Annotated in this window: 14 protein-coding genes and 1 pseudogene; 6 read left to right on the forward strand and 9 right to left on the reverse strand. The window is 56.5% G+C overall.

Translation table 11 applies throughout. The annotated features are described in order from the left end of the window. The first annotated feature begins 31 nt into the window (after window positions 1-31). The 3 genes from H2Z84_RS04750 to H2Z84_RS04760 all read left to right on the forward strand — a co-directional run bounded on the left by H2Z84_RS04750 (window position 32) and on the right by H2Z84_RS04760 (window position 2,424). Window positions 32-1,015: an aldo/keto reductase gene (locus H2Z84_RS04750; protein ID WP_181834952.1), complete on the forward strand. Its 984-nt coding sequence runs from the start codon at window positions 32-34 to the stop codon at window positions 1,013-1,015. 106 nt (window positions 1,016-1,121) lie between these two features. Beyond that, a complete protein-coding gene (locus H2Z84_RS04755) occupies window positions 1,122-1,973 on the forward strand; it encodes an aldo/keto reductase (protein ID WP_181834953.1) in 852 nt (283 codons plus the stop codon). 25 nt (window positions 1,974-1,998) lie between these two features. Beyond that, a complete protein-coding gene (locus tag H2Z84_RS04760) occupies window positions 1,999-2,424 on the forward strand; it encodes a (R)-mandelonitrile lyase (protein WP_181834954.1) in 426 nt (141 codons plus the stop codon). Between the two features lie 193 nt (window positions 2,425-2,617). Here H2Z84_RS04760 and H2Z84_RS04765 read toward each other — a convergent pair whose 3' ends face one another. After that, a complete protein-coding gene (locus H2Z84_RS04765) occupies window positions 2,618-3,499 on the reverse strand; it encodes a LysR family transcriptional regulator (protein WP_181834955.1) in 882 nt (293 codons plus the stop codon). A 102-nt stretch (window positions 3,500-3,601) separates the two neighbouring features. Here H2Z84_RS04765 and H2Z84_RS21095 point away from each other — a divergent pair, with 102 nt between their 5' ends. Both H2Z84_RS21095 and H2Z84_RS04780 read left to right on the forward strand, forming a co-directional pair. After that, window positions 3,602-5,617: an SDR family NAD(P)-dependent oxidoreductase gene (locus H2Z84_RS21095; protein ID WP_220272698.1), complete on the forward strand. Its 2,016-nt coding sequence runs from the start codon at window positions 3,602-3,604 to the stop codon at window positions 5,615-5,617. Between the two features lie 12 nt (window positions 5,618-5,629). Further along, complete coding sequence (locus H2Z84_RS04780; RefSeq protein WP_181834956.1) at window positions 5,630-6,367, forward strand: pirin family protein; 738 nt, start codon at window positions 5,630-5,632, stop codon at window positions 6,365-6,367. A 73-nt stretch (window positions 6,368-6,440) separates the two neighbouring features. Here H2Z84_RS04780 and H2Z84_RS21590 read toward each other — a convergent pair. The 8 genes and pseudogenes from H2Z84_RS21590 to wecB all read right to left on the reverse strand — a co-directional run. After that, window positions 6,441-6,617: pseudogene (locus H2Z84_RS21590) on the reverse strand (IS3 family transposase); the annotation flags it as partial. Between the two features lie 463 nt (window positions 6,618-7,080). After that, window positions 7,081-7,926 (reverse strand): hypothetical protein, encoded by an 846-nt coding sequence (locus H2Z84_RS04785; RefSeq protein ID WP_181834957.1) that lies wholly within the window; start codon window positions 7,924-7,926, stop codon window positions 7,081-7,083. Then, window positions 7,923-8,786, reverse strand: coding sequence for a YaiO family outer membrane beta-barrel protein (locus H2Z84_RS04790; RefSeq protein WP_181834958.1), 864 nt, complete (start codon window positions 8,784-8,786; stop codon window positions 7,923-7,925). The genes H2Z84_RS04785 and H2Z84_RS04790 overlap by 4 nt, the downstream gene beginning before the upstream one ends. Next, window positions 8,779-10,605, reverse strand: a complete 1,827-nt coding sequence (locus H2Z84_RS04795; protein ID WP_220272699.1) for a polysaccharide deacetylase family protein — start codon at window positions 10,603-10,605, stop codon at window positions 8,779-8,781. The genes H2Z84_RS04790 and H2Z84_RS04795 overlap by 8 nt, the downstream gene beginning before the upstream one ends. A gap of 44 nt (window positions 10,606-10,649) precedes the next feature. Then, window positions 10,650-11,591 (reverse strand): hypothetical protein, encoded by a 942-nt coding sequence (locus tag H2Z84_RS04800; protein WP_181834960.1) that lies wholly within the window; start codon window positions 11,589-11,591, stop codon window positions 10,650-10,652. An 11-nt stretch (window positions 11,592-11,602) separates the two neighbouring features. After that, window positions 11,603-12,628: a bactofilin family protein gene (locus H2Z84_RS04805; protein ID WP_181834961.1), complete on the reverse strand. Its 1,026-nt coding sequence runs from the start codon at window positions 12,626-12,628 to the stop codon at window positions 11,603-11,605. Beyond that, entirely contained in the window at window positions 12,625-14,157 is a 1,533-nt protein-coding gene (locus H2Z84_RS04810; protein WP_220272700.1) for a glycosyltransferase family 2 protein, read from the reverse strand. Before H2Z84_RS04810 ends, H2Z84_RS04805 begins: the two co-directional genes overlap by 4 nt. Window positions 14,158-14,228: 71 nt before the next feature. Next, the gene (gene wecB, locus H2Z84_RS04815) at window positions 14,229-15,440 is read right to left on the reverse strand and encodes a non-hydrolyzing UDP-N-acetylglucosamine 2-epimerase (protein ID WP_220272701.1); all 1,212 of its coding nucleotides are present in this window, start codon (window positions 15,438-15,440) and stop codon (window positions 14,229-14,231) included. Between the two features lie 737 nt (window positions 15,441-16,177). On the opposite strand from wecB, the gene H2Z84_RS04820 reads away from it, so the two are divergent. Continuing rightward, window positions 16,178-16,651, forward strand: a complete 474-nt coding sequence (locus H2Z84_RS04820) for an Lrp/AsnC family transcriptional regulator (protein WP_181835066.1) — start codon at window positions 16,178-16,180, stop codon at window positions 16,649-16,651. Window positions 16,652-16,692 lie beyond the last annotated feature (41 nt).

Raw genomic sequence — 16,692 nt, forward strand, 5'->3', positions numbered from 1 at the left:
ATCCATCCACCATCCAATGAAAGGTACAGCGATGAAAATGCGCAAGCTGGGAAAGAGCGAACTTGAAGTCTCAGCCTTGGGATTCGGCTGCATGGGACTGAGCTATGGCTATGGTCCGGCCACGGATCGTTCAACAGCTGTGGCTTTAATTCGCAGGGCTTACGAACTGGGTGTCACCTTTTTTGATACCGCCGAAGCCTATGGGCCCGGCAGCAATGAAGAGCTGCTGGGCGAAGCACTGGCGCCATTTCGCAGCAAGGTCGTGATTGCCACCAAATTCGGTTTCCGTAACGGAAATGTGGCTGAAGGCCTGGATAGTCGACCGGAAAATATCCGCGCGGTGGCCGAGGCTTCGCTCAAGCGCCTTAAAACCGAGGTGATCGACTTGTTCTACCAACATCGGGTCGACCCGACAGTACCTGTCGAGGATGTGGCCGGCGCGGTTAAAGACCTGATTGCGGCGGGAAAGGTCCGCTTCTTTGGTATGTCCGAGGCTGGCGTGGAGTCCATTCGTCGTGCGCATGCGGTATTGCCGGTTACTGCACTGCAAAGCGAGTACTCGATGTGGTGGCGTGAGCCCGAAGCCGAATTACTGCCACTACTGGAAGAGCTTGGTATTGGCCTGGTTCCGTTCAGCCCGCTGGGCAAAGGCTTCCTGACCGGCGCAATCAATGCCTCCACCCAGTTCGATAGCAGTGACTTTCGCAATGTCGTGCCACGCTTTGCCGAAGCTGCACGCAAGGCCAATCAAGGCCTGGTCGATATTCTCGGCGACATGGCCAGCGCCAAAGGCGCAACACGCGCACAGATTGCGCTGGCCTGGCTGCTGGCACGCCAACCATGGATTGTTCCCATTCCCGGAACGACCAAATTGCATCGTCTGGAAGAAAACCTGGGCGCGGCATCGCTGGAGCTCTCTGCGACGGATCTTGCCGACATCGAGGCTGTGCTCAGCGGTATCCAGATTGAAGGCCACCGCTACCCTCCACACTTGCAAGCGCGAGTAGGACGTTGATTTGGCGGCATGAAACCAGAAAGAGTCACAACACCATCGACTCCGCCATGCGGCTTTTGGCCATGTCGGTAGCAGATGGTCCACGCATTCCGACAGGAAAGACACGATGAAAACAGTCACATTGAACAACGGCATCCAGATGCCCTTGCAGGGCTTCGGGGTGTATCAGATGGCCGATCTTGCCGAGTGTGAGCGCGGTGTGGCAGCCGCACTGCAAACCGGTTACCGGCTGATTGATACGGCGGCCTCCTACGGTAATGAAGCAGCGGTCGGGCTTGCGATTACCGCAAGCAATATTCCGCGTGAGCAGCTATTCATCACCACCAAGCTATGGCTGCATGACACCGGCTACGAACAAACCATGCAGGCTTTTGAGCGCTCCATGAAACGCCTGCAACTGGACTATCTGGATCTGTATCTGATTCACCAGCCGTATGGCGATGTGCATGGCTCTTGGCGCGCCATGGAAGACTTGCACCGGGCTGGCCGGATCCGTGCCATCGGGGTGAGTAATTTCCATCCCGACCGGGTGATGGATCTGGTAATGCGCAACAAGATTGTTCCGGCGGTCAACCAGCTCGAAACCCACCCCTTCTGCCAGCAAATCGCCACTGCCGAGTTCCTGCAGGGCTTGGGCATACAGATCGAATCGTGGGGACCATTTGCCGAGGGCCGCAACAATCTGTTCGGCAATGCGCCGTTACAAGACATCGCCACCCGTCACGGCCGCTCGGTGGCCCAGGTGGTATTGCGCTGGCTGTTACAACGCGGTGTGGTGGCCATTCCCAAATCCGTGCGTCCCGAGCGCATGGCAGAGAACTTTGCCATCAATGATTTTGAATTGAGTGAAACAGACATGGCCAGTATCGCCGCACTGGATACGGGCAGCTCTGCCTTCTTCGACCATAGAGACCCGGCCATGGTGAAGTGGCTGTACGAAGCACATCGCCCCACCTGATATCGACATCAATCAAGGAAATGACATGACTGAACAATTGAATTCCGCTGAAACCGTCACCGTAGCACGGGCCGGATCCCAAGCTTCCTATCAAGGCCCCGCCGACTGGTTTACTGGAACAGTGCGCGTAGATCCTCTATTTGCACCGATTCCACCCGCTGCCGCATCCGGCGCACTGGTTACGTTTGAACCGGGAGCGCGTACCGACTGGCACACCCACCCGTTGGGACAAAAGCTGATTGTGACAGCGGGCTGTGGCCGTGTGCAGCAATGGGGGGGGCCGGTGCAGGAAATTCGTCCCGGCGACGTGGTGAATATTCCCCCAGGCATCAAACACTGGCACGGTGCGGCACCGAGCACGGCGATGAGCCATATTGCTGTGCAAGAGCAAGCAGCAGGTAGTGTTGTTACCTGGCAGGAGAAAGTGAGTGACCTGCAGTATTCACACTGAGCAGATGGCCCATGCGCGGTAAACACCAGCCAGCTCACCAGGCAGATTTTCGGCCGCTTTGTGAAGTAAAGCGGCCATGCTTGGTTTGGCCGAACTGCCGCAGTCCTAAGCGATGCTGCGGCAGTTCGGCCATATCGGTCGTTCTGCATGTTGGAATGCAAGGTCTGCTTTACATGACAGACCGGATCCGTCCTTACAATGAGCCCAGCCGCTCGCGCAAGAACTCAATGAACCGTTGCGTCTTGGCGGGAATCAGCCGGGTTTCCGTGATGGCATAGACCGGGAGCGGTGCGCCATACCAGTCGGGCAAGATGCGACGTAACTTTCCTGATGAAACATCGTCGGTCACGATGGCCTCCGGCATCAAGATAATCCCCATGTCCAGCGTGGCAAGGCGGCGGATCATGCCGACGCTGTTGAGGGAAAAGCGCCCTCCCACGCTGACCGTTTGCATATCGCCATCACGGTTTAAGGTCCAAGTACCTGCGCCAGACTTGAGCATGCTCAGGCACTCGTGATTCGACAGATCCGCCGGACTTTCAGGCTCTCCGCTGCGTGCCAGATAAGCCGGTGATGCATACAGCTGTGCACGCAGTGATGCCAGTGGGCGTGCGATGAGCTGGGAGTTTTCTGGCTCCCCCATGCGTATCGCCACATCAAACGGTTCGCTGACCAGATCTGAACGCCGGGGCGTCAGGTCGAAATCAAACGTCAGCCCCGGGTAACGTCGTGCAAACTCTGCAATCAGCGGTGCCAGGTAGGTGACCGAAAAGTCCACCGGCAGCGATGCCCGCAATACCCCACTCGGTTGCGCCAGCATCTCGCCCAGTTGCTCATGGGCAATCCGGGCCTCTTCCACAATGCGCCGACAGCGCTCGTAGTAAATCTGTCCCGCTTCTGTCAGCTCGACTTTCCGTGTTGTCCGGTGCAGCAGCCTTAAGCCAATCGCTTTTTCCAGTGCACTGATCCGCCGGGACAGGGTTGAGTTGGGCACGCCGCTGGCTTCTGCTGCACCGCGAAATCCCTTGGCCTTTACCACCTCGACGAACAAGGCCATGTCATTGAGAAACTCCACCTTATTGCCTCATTTTTGGATCAATCATTTCCAAAATACCATATTTATCCCGAGTTAAAACAGGACGATGATGACTTCCATCAGAAATGTGAGGGAAGTCAGATGAAGTTGAATGAGAACGTTACTTGGCGACCAAAGCCCGTAGCCGCAGGAGCGCTGAAGGGCAAACAAGTTGCCGTCATCGGCGGCACGGGTGGGCTGGGAAGAGCGCTAAGCCGTGCACTGGCGGCTGCAGGGGCAAGGGTTACGGTTGTGGGACAAACCTTCCGCGACAGCGACAGCGTCAATATTCACTTCATCCCGGCGGATCTGAGCCTGATGAAAGAAGCACAACGGGTTGCCGCTTTGTTACCTGCGGAAAACCTCGACATGCTTGTTTTCACCACCGGCATTTTTGCAGCGCCACAGCGACAAGAAACGGCCGAAGGTATCGAACGTGACCTGGCTGTCAGTTATTTGAATCGTCTGCTGATCCTGCAGCAGCTTGCTCCGCGTCTTGGCACCCTGCGCAAACAAGCGGCATTGAAACCACGTGTTTTCCTCATGGGCTATCCCGGCAGTGGCCAAAAAGGCGAGCATGCCGACCTGAATGCCGAGCAGTCCTACAGCGCGATGGCTGCCCACATGAACACCGTAGCCGGCAATGAAATGCTGGTACTCGATGGTGCCAGACGCTACCCGCACCTGACTTTCTTCGGTCTCAATCCTGGCCTGATCAAAACCGGCATCCGTAATAACTTCCTGGGGCAAGGCAGCCTGAAATCGCGCATTACGGAAACACTGATTGGTTTGCTAACGCCGACGCCAGAGCAATACGCACAGAAGATGCTGCCACTGTTGCTCAGCCCGGATCTCGAGCGGTACAGCGGCTCATTCTTCAACCGTAAAGCGCAAGCCATTCTTCCCTCTCCCGGCCTGGATGCACAGCACATCCGCCAGTTCATCGCCGCTTCAGAACATCTGCTGGCGAGAACTGGTGTGTATGTAACAGCGCAATCTGCGTCTCCTCTCTCCAGCAACACACTTCACTCGATGACCAAGGATTTCCACATGAAACAGATCTTCACTTCGACCACAGTGGGTCGTTACACCCTGAAAAACCGTTTTGCCATGGCACCGATGACGCGCAGCCGGGCTGAATTTGATGGCACCCCGGGCAAACTGGCTGCCGAGTATTATGCGCAACGCGCCGAGGTAGGCCTGATCATTGCCGAAGGGACCCAACCTTCCGATGATGGCCAGGGCTATCTGATGACACCAGGCATCTATACCGATGCGCACGTTGCCGGCTGGAAACAAGTCTCCGATGCAGTACATGCCAAAGGCAGCCGCTTGTTCATTCAGTTGATGCATGCCGGCCGGATGTCTCATCCCGACAATACGCCGCATCATCGGCAAGGCGTTGCGCCTTCGGCTATCGCGCCTGGAGCACAAATGTTTACGCCAACCGGGATGCAAGATGCGCCGGTTCCCCATGCACTCAGTACTGTAGAAGTGCAGCAGACCATCCAGGACTTCCGTGTTGCAGCACGCCGCGCTATTGAAGCGGGTGCCGATGGGGTGGAAATTCATGGTGCGAACGCCTACCTCATTCACCAGTTCCTGGCACCCAGTGCCAATACCCGTAGCGATGAATATGGTGGATCGATTGAAAACCGTGCCCGCTTTGCCATCGAAGTGGCGGCTGCCATCGCTGAAGAAATCGGCGCTGACCGCACGGCCATCCGCCTATCTCCGGGGATGAACATGTGGGGCATCGAAGAGGGTGAAAACGGCGCTGCGCTTTACCGTTACCTGGTTGCCGAACTGAACAAGCTGGGCCTGGCCTATCTGCACCTGATGCACCTTGGCAATGAAGATTTGCTGCAAGACATCCGCATCCTCTGGAAGCAGAGCCTGATTCTGAACCGCCCAGGCAAGCCGCGCGAGCAAATCGGAAATGATGTCGCTGCCGGACTGGCGGATCTGGAGTCTTACGGGCAAATGATTCTGGCAAACCCGGACTTCATGACCAGGCTGGAAGCCAACGCACCGTTTAATGAGGCAGACCGTAACACCTACTTTGGCGGCACCGAAAAGGGCTTTACCGACTATCCGGCACTTAACGCCACGCGGTAAACGGAAACCGCTATGCCAGTTATTGTTCCTCTGCAGCGGATGAATCATGGAAGTCATTTCAGGGCCTATACCCTGCGCGCTGAAAACAACGTGCTAGCTCCTTTCCTTGGCGTTGACCACGCCTGGATGAGCGCACCGACCTTCCCGCCGCATCGGCATGCCGGATTCTGTGCTGTGTCCTATGTCTTTATGGATTCGGAGACCGGTATCGACAACCGGGACTCGCTGGGAACCCACAATCTCATTCGCCCTGGTGGGCTGCATTGGGCAACAGCTGGCAACGGGATCATCCACCAGGAAGACCCCGCGGAAGAAGGCAAAACCGTCCACTCCTTGCAGATCTTTGTGAGTCTGCTACCAGAACTTGAACAGATAGCACCTTCTACGCTCAGTCTGGAGCCAGAAGACACCCCGATGCTTCGGATGCCGGGTGGCAAGATTCGTGTAGCACTGGGATCGCTGTCTGGGGTGGCGTCCCCGTTGAAACCACCAAGCAATGTGACTTTGCTGGACATCTCGCTGGAAGAAGGTGCGGAGCTGGCTATCCCAGTCCCCGCCGGCGTGAATATGTTTGCAATGCCTATTTTTGGGGAGATCAGCATTGACGGTGAAGCCTTCTTTCTCGATGGCCAAGGGCTTCCTGTCTACCCGGCAAGCAAACACCCCCGAGAAGTACGCTTAAAAGCAGAGCATGGCTCCGCCAAAGTTGTGATGTTCTGGGGCGATCCACGGTATTCCACCGCAAACTAGCAAGAGGGAATAATCACGACCTACAAACGATTAACCGGAAACGATGCCGTCTTGCTGTTGATTGACCATCAGCAAATAGCTGCGCGTGGGCCTGGATGAAGGCATACCTTACCCGGACTCCCTGGCAAACTATGCGGCGGCATTGTTAGGATGTCGCACTCCTCGGCCCCCGTTTCCGTTTTGCCTTGAGGCGTCTAATTTCGGCTTGTTGCTCCGCAGATTCGGCCAGCGTGGCACGTTTGGGGTATAGCGTTTCATTTCACGCCATATTACAAGGAACAAGGAAACCTGCGCCGAATCTCGTTCAAGGCAAGGAGCGCCAATGCAGGCATCTCAGGATCTATGCTTTCCGTGCTATTGGCAAAGCTCACTCCATAAATTCGCAGCGTATTACGCAAATCAACAAGTGGAATCCAGGATAGTGAGTGGCTTGCAAACAGCTTCACTAACATCGCCTGTTCGGCTGGAGATGGCACTCTGATTCTGCTTGTATTTGAAATCAGCTCCACCGCATTCCCCTACTTGCCTTGCTTACATGACAATGACTCAAGCACGGTGCCAAACACTCTGGCCATCGCCGCCCCTTTCTGTGCGGCAATGGCTCACAACGACATGGAGGGCCATTTCGAGACCGCTCCAGCCCGATAAGCTCATCCGAAGCCACATAGACGGTTCGCGGCCAATAACAGCATGGACTGACGAACTTTATCGGACTAATTGGTATCGACATGCGGCCCCCTTGGTGAGGGCCTACGAAATAAATCAGCAGAGGCTGTATCCCAGCTCATTACCCAGCCATATAGCGCGATCAACATCATCACCTCCACCATCAGGCTCCCCAGAATGAAAATCAATGGCATGAATAATAGTGAGCCAAAGTGCAGCGCCAGCGCTGCGGCAAAATAATGCAGCGGCGCTTCCACACAGAGATATCCCATTGAAAGCAGGGTCAGCAGCAGCTTGTGCCAAATGGGCTTGTCGAGAATGTAAAAGGTGAGCGCGTGTATCCATGGCACCAGCAACAACAGGGCCAGTACAAACTCCAGGCAGGAGTGGTGATAGTCGGATAGCGAATGACTGAACGCCGCTGGCATCACACAGAAATATAGGCAAGAACAACCCTGGATGATGGCAAGCAGCCGCAGTAAATAACGTGCGGGCATGCGCTCCTGGCTAATGACAAAAGACAGCAGTAGCAAGAGCAAGGCGGCCAGCGCATTGCCCCAACACTGCCAAAACGATGGCGTAGAAGAAGACAGCTCCAGCCAAGGCAGTGCCATGGGCCGCGTCCATCCTTCCTGCACCCGCAAGGCGGACACATCCGCCATCCCCCCGGTCACCGCAATACTCCAGCGCGTCAACTCAAACCATAGGCCGGTGATGCTGGGCAATAGCTTGAGCGTCACCAGATTGCACAGCAATGGCAAGCCGATAATCCAGGCCCAGCGCATACGGCTGAAGTGCTCGATGCGCATGGCGCGGTGCATCCTGATGAGGCCGCCGCCATGACCGGTGTAGCGCATGGACTTCAGTAAATCCAGACGTTGCTGCGTATTCATGGCAGATCCCAGAACACGGCCGTGGTCAGCCCACTGCGTTGGTAGTAAGGGCTATGGTAAAACTCCACGCCGGCATGCAGCCCCCAATGCTTGCCTACCCACTCGCGCCAGCTCAGTTGGTATAGCTGGCTATCAAACAGCTGCCGGGGTTGATTGTTACCGATTGGCATATAGCCTTCGCCGCCGGCATTGATGGCAAATGTCACCAGACGCCAAGCGTTGCGCCCGTAGGTAATCGCACCATAACCTTGCATCGATGCCACACCGCCGGGATAGCTGATCGTACGATGCACGCCACCCTCGATCACCCAGGGTGCATCAAAGTAATAAACCAGGCCCAGCGTCAGGATGCGGTCGCTATAATCTTGGCGATTGTCGTTGTAGGCAAGGCCAAAGGTGGCCACCAGGTTACGCTCCTGGAGCAGTTTTCGATTGAGTGCTACACCATAGTGTGTGCCAGGCCAGAAAGTGCCACTGCTGCTGCGCCCCAGCTCCAACCGGCCGAACCAGTCTGGATTGAAATCGTGGTTCCAGCCGCCATTCAGCGCGACACCATGCTCGCCAAAGCGGCTGTCCTGTTCGGCGATCCAGTCAAAAACATTACTGGCATTGCTTTGCCACACTCCGGAAACATACACGCCATTCCAGCTTGGATTACCCTCGCTCAAATGCGAGCGGGTAGTGCCCAGCTCTATGCTGCGAGCCTGGGAGTATGCCGAGTCGGCAGCAGCTTCCGCCGGGGCCTCCATCGCCTCAGCCTCCTCAGCCGGGGCGGATGCTTCTTCGTCGACCGCCCATGCCCTACCGGCCTGCAATAGCAGACAAATCATCAAACATGCCACTTTTTTTTGCTCAATCATTCGCGTCCCCTTCCGCCGCGCTACCCGGCTGCAAATATTCAAACCGCAGGTTCTTTCCCGCTTTGGCAGTCACGCGCCAGGCGTCAGGCAGTGCCTCGATATTGGCCGCGCCAATCAGCAACACCGGCCGTGCCGCAGTCTTGGGCAAGAGCCAACTTTGTCGCTCCAGAGATGTCGGGTTGCGGGCGTCGATACTGACCCAAGAGGCCTTCTTGCCTGCGGCCGGCGCTATCTGCCAGGCGGTTTGCTCGCGTTGCGACAGAAAGCGCGCCAACTGTGTCATGGTGTACCAACGAAACACGCCTTGTTCGCTCAGCTGGCGGGTTTGTTCCAGCCATTGCGTCGCCGCTTTTTGATAAAAGTAGACCCCCGGCGGGTGGAAGTAGACCAGCCGGACTTCGTGCTGCTGGGTCGCGAAGCGGGTCATGGCTTCAAGCCAGGTGCTCATCTGTGCATCGGAAAATTTGTTCAGCACGGCCTCTTCAAACGAGGCGACATCGCCATTGGCAGACACCGGAAAGGCCCATGGACGGCCATGCATGTCGGCCGGATCGATATAAGCGCGCGTGGGCCCCATCGACGAATTGCCCACAAAGTAATACGCCAGCACACCGTTATGGCGCAGCCAAGTGGTTACCCACTCCGGATGGTGGCCGTTGGGGGCCGAATATTCGGTCAATGGCTGATTGATGACTTGCTCAAGATCCTGTTTGTTATTGTCGAGGTAGGACGTCCACTGCGCACCGTTATTCTCGTTGATGTTGAAGGCGAAATAATTGTGCGCCCAACCGCCATGCGCACCCACCTCATAGCCCAGCTGATGCAACCGACGTATCCAGCCTTGTACGGTGGTGTTGTGGGCGACATCCATCCCCAGATGATCACCCGGGCTATTGTTGTCGGGACCAGAAGTAAAGTGGACCGAGTAAGGCCCCTGCTTCAGAAAACCCAAATCTTCCAGCATGCCCAGATAAGGAATCGCATTTTCTGCATCCACGTGCCAGTTCATTACCAGGCCGCCGATGCCATCCGGCACCGAGGCCAGCTGCGGCAGGTGCAGCACGTGTCGATTGAAAAAATTAAGATAGGACTGCAGCCACAAGCCATCCGTACGCACACGCAAAAAGGTGACCGGCAAGTTGACGAACAACACTTGGCCGCGTCCGTAATGACGCAGCCCCGCAATCAGGGACCCATCCTTGCTCTTGGCGAGCACCTGCCCGGGGAACTTGCCTCGCGTGACCAGGTAGCTGAAAACCGCCTCGTCATAGCCATAGGTAGCCGCCTGCAGCAGTGGCTCTGTACTACCCGCGTAGGGTTGAAAACGCCCAGGCGCAATGCCCAGCGCCTGTACGGCGGCGGCTGGCATCAGCATCAGGTCGCTACGCACCATCGCCTTGCCCATTTCCTGGTAAAGCAGATAGTCCACCCCCACCAGCCTTGCCAGCGCAGGCTTATCCAGAAAACGGCCTCCGGCATTTTCGGTGGCGGCGTCGTAGTTGATCCATAATGCTCCGCCATCCTGAACGTACTCCTCCAGTACCCCAGCCAGGGCGGCACTGATGCTGCGATGAATGCTGTCAGGCAGCACAATCCCGCGCAAGCGGGCACGCTGGGCCGCATCCATCGCGACCAGTTGGCTGGCGGTGATCTGAAGCATCGAGACGCCGGCTTCACTGGCTGCGTCCTGCCAGGCCAATACGTATTTGTGACTGGCCTGTTGATCCGGTAACAGCAGCGCAATGAATGCGCTCGGAGGTTGCTCTTCTTTTTGTTGTTTCAGGTGCCAAACTGCTATCGCAACCAGTGACAGGCCCAATAGCAATAACCACCATACCCAACGTGGCCAAGATCGAAATCTGCTCATGACTCGCTTCCTTTTTGTTCTGGCAGGTCCAAACCTTGTGTCAGTCCCTGAAAAACCGCTTCTTCCAATATGTTCCAACGGGTGGTATGGCGTGCGGGTGTCGCATGCTGCAGCCAGATCTGGGCCACATCGCTACGCCGCTCTTGCGGCGCGGCCAACACCAACACGCCCCACGGAAAATCCAGCGTGTTCTTGTCTTGCAACAGCCAGGAATGCCCTTCCCTCGCTAACCAGTCATCAAAGGAAGCCTGACCTGCAGGCGCTGGCAGCCCTGCCATGTGCGGAAACTGCTGTGCAGCCGCATCCGGGTAAAAAGCCAGTGGCGGTTCATGACGCGACGCCACACGCCAGCGTCGCTTGCCCGCATCCCAGAATGTGCGTGTCAGGGCCTTTTCCAGTTGCAGCATCCGCTGACAGCCGTATCCGGAGTAAGTGCAGTCGTCACGCAAGGCTGTGTAGACTTCAGCGTTATCCATCAGGTAAGCCAGGCGGGAGCCTGTCGCGTATTCGTAAACCCCACCGTCTACCCGGCGCAATCGCCAGAGCGCTTTACGGGCACGTTCCAGCGAAGAGCGCAAGGAAGCCGGCATGGCCTGCGCGGCATAGCGTCGGGATAACAAGGAAATCCATAGAGCCAGCGTGGAGTCATCGGCATCGGCGGCCGCTGAGCGCCGCCAGCCACCGTTGGCCAGTCGCTCAAAGCGTGGAAAGCTGCCATTGCCTTCCTGTCGGGGCAGGAGCCAGGCGACCCACGCATCGGTAACGGTATCCGTGGACAATCCCAACTCGCCCGCCGTCAGCAGCGCCTTCATCGCAAAATAGGGGTCGACATGCTTTCCCCCCTTCTGTAACAGGATGGCTCCATCCTCAAGCTGATATTCGGGCAGGTGGAGTTCACCATCGGCCAGGCAGGCCGTGGCCCACATCGCCAGCAACAAGCACACGCGTTTCATAAGCTGAGTACCTTTCCGCGCGTGCGCGCCCAGACCGTTCCATGTACCACCAGCGGCAGCTTTAGCATGACGAATTGGGCTGACAGGCTGCTTGGCGCATCGGGCTTGCCCAGCACAGAACCGGCGGCAATGGAAAGCTGCCGGTCGGCCACGATGGGGCCAGCAATACGACAATCGCCCTGGCAGACCACAGACTGATCAGAAATGACGGAGCCGGTTATTGTCACCTTGCTCCCCAGGTACACCATGCCAGCGGCCTTGATACTGCCGTCGATGTAGCAGCCATCGCCTATGTGCAAGTGCCCGCGCACCACAAGATTGCCGCGCAACAGGCTGTGCTCCGGCAACGTGAAGTCGCCGGCAACCACCACCCGTCGCATCGCTGCGTTATAGAAAAGGATATTGGGCAAGCTGCAGATATCCACCTCCTGCCCTTGCGCGGGAGCGGAAGAAGGCCGTGCTGCCATCTGCCCTTCCCGACCAAGCAGGATGGTGGGGGCCTGGATACGCTGAAAACTGACTGGACCGTCGATGCATAACATTTGCTCGGCCACCACACGGCCAAACAAAGCGCCCCCTGCAGCCACGTTGATGCGCGGTGCGCCGGCCCAGCGCAAGATGGAACTATCCTCACCAAGGTTCAAGTCACCATCAGCCAGAACACTGCGCAGGACCACGCCCATTCCCGTTGAAACATCGCCATGGCAATACACTTCCTGCAGGCAATTGAAGCCGGCCGGAATACGCAAACTCCCCTGCGCAAGGATTTCCTCGGTAACGGTGGGCCGTATTTCGCTTTGCAATTCGGTGAAGCGAGCGTTCCAGTCCTTGCTGGCGAGGTCGGAGTCCAGTGCAGTCACGCGACTGCGGTAATTCGCGGCGAAAACATTGGCGTTGCCCGTGTGCAAACGATCAATGCCCAGGGCGGCGATATCTGTCTTTTGATACAGCTCCAGCAGGCCAGGCAGCAAAGGGGCCAAAAGCAGCAATAGCACGCCCAGTACATAAAATAGTGTGCTCATGCGGCCTGCCCCCGGTAACGCTTGGTCTTATCCCAGTGCAAGGCTTTGTTTTTCTGGAAAGGCTCCAGCAAGGATTGCGCCAGCGTTGCTCTGGCAATCGTCACCAGGCTGACCAGAAAGCCAAAGATGGCAAAGGGCAGAATACGCAGCCGTCTACCGCTGCCATCCAGATAGCAGGCCACGCCTATTTCAAAAAAGGCAGCAAAGTTGCCCATCGCGCTGTAGCACACCAAGGCCATCACCAACAGGATGCCTGGCGATGGCAGCATGCTGTCGAAGAAGAACAGCACCAGCGTCACGGCCCAACCCAGCATGAGCAATGGCGACATGGCATAGGTGCCCAGCAGCAGCAACCCATCCACTTTTTCGCGTTGCGGTATGCCCTTGGTCGTCAGCAGCCGTCCCACATGACGTGCCAGCGCCTGGTTATGGCCACGTGTCCAGCGCATCAATTGCCGTATGCGTACCGGCCAACTCTCCGGTACTTCCTCATAGCATTCCGAACGATTGGTATAGGCCGTTAACCAGCCGCCAATCAGCAAGCGATAGGTCAGATCGGTATCCTCGGCGAGCACATCGTCGTGCCAGCCACCCACGCTGTTCAGCGCGGTCACGCGGATGCCGCCGACAGTGCCCCCGTATTGCGGCACCAGCTTCATGTTCATCCTGGCTTGCTGGTCAACCTGGTAGCCACCTGCCCGCTCCATGTCCAGCATTCTGGTCAGCAGGTTGGCTCCGGGGTTCAAGGGCACCACGCGGCCCATTACTGCCCCGACTTCCGGATCGAAAAACGGTGCCACTAGTTGCTTGATCAACCCGCGTCCCGGCACATAGTCAGCGTCGAATACGATGAATAACTCGGTGTCGATCAACGCAGTGGCATCTTTCAAGGCTGCCGCTTTACCCGGCTTGCCTTCTGTCCGGTGAAAGGGGCGAATCACATCCGGCCGACTGGATGCAATGCGATCGATGATGTCGCGGGTACCATCGGTTGAGCGGTCGTTGACAGGCATGATGATCATGCGGCCGGCCGGATAATCGCTATCCAGCAGTGCCTCCATGGCATCCGCAATCACCGCCTCTTCGTTATGTGCGGCGATGAAAACCGTCACCGCCGGCCACTCGGCGGTCTCGATATCAAGATAAGGATGGCGCTGATGACCGAACAGGCGATTCAGCGTAAACACCATGTGCCGCACTGCATAAATCATGATCAACAGCACGATGCCGTAAAGCATCAGCGTCAGCACCCGTAATACCCAGACGCCAGATGGCGGCCCCTGACGCAGCAACAGCGGGTCATCCTCCTTGCCGACCGTACGCAAGCGTGCCTCTTCGATCTGCTCCTTGATCAATTGCTGCGTGCGGCGTAAGTCTTGGTTATCCTCCGCGCCTTTCACATGTACGGAGGGCGCGCTGGCACCCTGTGCCGGCGGGGTATCTCGTGGCAAGGCCGCCAACGCAGCCTTGTTGACGATATCGGCATGCGCCCCCGGCTGCCGTGCCTGCATTTCGCTTGCGTTTGCCATGGCCAGGCCAGACTTAGCCAAAGAGAAACAGCACAGCAGAACTATGCAAATCTGGATACATCGGCGCATGCTCATGTCCCTGCTACCGTCGCAACGGTCGCTTCCTGCACCTGGGCGCACCCATGCAAGGACGGCAAGGAAGACACAATGGCGGCAATGCGGCGGCTGGCATGTCCATCGCCGTAGGGGTTATGTGCCTGCGACATCTTGAGATAGGCCGCCTCGTCATCCAGCAACTCGCTGGCTGACGCCACGATGCTTTCGGTTTCTGTCCCCACCAGTCGCGCCGTACCTGCTGCCAGGGCCTCTGGCCGCTCCGTGGTATCGCGGGTGACCAGTACCGGCTTGCCCAAGGCCGGTGCTTCCTCCTGTATACCGCCCGAGTCGGTAATGATCAGATAGGAGCGCACCATCAGATAGACGAATGGCAGATACTCTTGGGGATCAATCAGGTGAATATTGGCCACCCTGGACAGCAAGGCATATACCGGCTCGCGCACATTGGGATTCAGATGGACCGGGTAGACAAAGTCCACGTCGGGGTAGCGTTTCGCCAGCACAAGCAGCGCATGGCAAAAGTTTTCAAACTTCTCGCCAAAGCTCTCGCGCCGGTGGCCTGTGATCAGGATCATCCTCGACCCGGAGCGTAAAAACGCAAAGCGGTCGCGCATCTTCGCCTGCAGATGTGGCTGCTGCAGCTTGTCCACCGTCAGCAGCAAGGTATCCACCACACTGTTGCCCGTGATGAAAATGCGGGCAGAATCCACCCCTTCCCGCCGCAAGTTGCCACAGGACTCCTCTGTCGGTGCGAAATACCACGATGACAAGGTATCTACCACACGGCGATTCATCTCCTCCGGCCAGGGCGAAGACAGGTCGCCAGTACGCAAGCCTGCCTCAACATGCCCCACCGGAATCTTGCGGTAAAAAGCAGCCAGGCTCGCCCCCAGGGTAGTAGCCGTATCGCCATGCACCAGCACCACGTCGGGCTGCACCTGTGCCAGGACCTGATCTATTTCCAGAAGGAGCAAAGCAGTGAGCGGTGCCAGGCCCTGTGCCTTGTGCATCAGTTGCAAATCATGATCCGGCTTTACATCAAACAAGCTAAGCACTTGATCCAGCATCTCCCGGTGCTGTCCGGTCACACATACCTGAGACACCACGCCAGGGCAGCTTTGTAATGCTTGCACAATCGGGATCATCTTGATTGCCTCTGGCCGCGTGCCAAATATCGTCAACACTGTAATCACACCGATCTCCTCTCCAATTTTTCGACATCCCATATGCACCTGACATCCGGAACAAGGCATGACACCCCCTGTGTCGGTCCTGCTTCTGCAACGACAATATTGCACATTGTATTTAAGGTATTAAAACAAATTGCTTAAAATGAAGTTAAAAATTTGCCGACCCACAAGGCCGACGCCATGAAACCGTACAAAGTCAGGACATTTCGATACGTCCGTGTCAGTTGGAGATGGTTAATCCCTATGCATTGGCAGGTTTAACTGGTTAAAAGAGAAATAAGAGACCTCTTTTTACAAGTTTGGACTACTGGAGACTGCTTTTTCCTGCACCGTACCAATACAGCAACAAAGCATCAGATATACTCATCAATCAATGATATAAATTCATGATCATGCTATTTTTTGACTATAAAAACCAAAATGACAAAACAAGCTGATAAAAAATACCGCCAAGGCCAATGCTAGGGAGCGTGGCTTTTGATGACAGGCCCAGGCGGTAGTCACATCACTTGATATCGATACTGTCCATGTTGATCCAGCCGCTCGGTAAGGGGCCTGAGAGCATTTTCAGCCCGGACAAATGGTGTTGACCGGTGGCAAGCCTGCGGGTGGCGGGCGGTCTGTAAAGGCTCTGCGCTATGACTTCTTGATGTGACTTAATGTATGCCGGCCAAGCGAGAAGAGGCTTTTCAATTGCTTGCTACCCACGGAGATTTCGGTTAATTATTTTTTACTTAGCCAAATTTGGTGAAGAATATTTTTCAGGAAATGTTATGTCGGAAAATAAAACAGAATTATGCCCGCAGGATAGAAAGATTCTGCAAGAGCTGCAAAGGAATGCCAGGCTGTCCAATTCTGAACTGGCTGAGCGCGTAGGCCTGTCCGCATCAGCCTGTTGGAACCATACGCGGCAGCTAGAGGAGGATGGCTATATCCAGGGGTATGTGGCACTGATCAACCAGCAAAAGCTGGGACTGCGGGATACCGTGCTGATTGAAATCACGCTCAATGCGCACGAGGAAAATACGCTTGCCCGCTTTGGAGAAGAGCTGGCGGCCTTGCCAGAGGTACTGGAAGCCCATCTGGTGTCTGGTGAATATGACTATCTGATCAAAGTAGCCGTGGATGGCACGGCTGGTTATGAGCGCTTTCTACGGGAAAAACTCTACCGGATTTCCGGAATTCGCCACAGCCGTTCGCTGTTTGCCTTGCGCTGTATGAAGTCGGTGCCATCCGTGCAGGTATAGTGGCAGCGGTGGCCATAACTGGCCACCAGCAGAAACCATCG

This window comes from Aquitalea aquatica (assembly GCF_013911085.1).
Taxonomy (GTDB): Bacteria; Pseudomonadota; Gammaproteobacteria; order Burkholderiales; family Chromobacteriaceae; genus Aquitalea; species Aquitalea aquatica.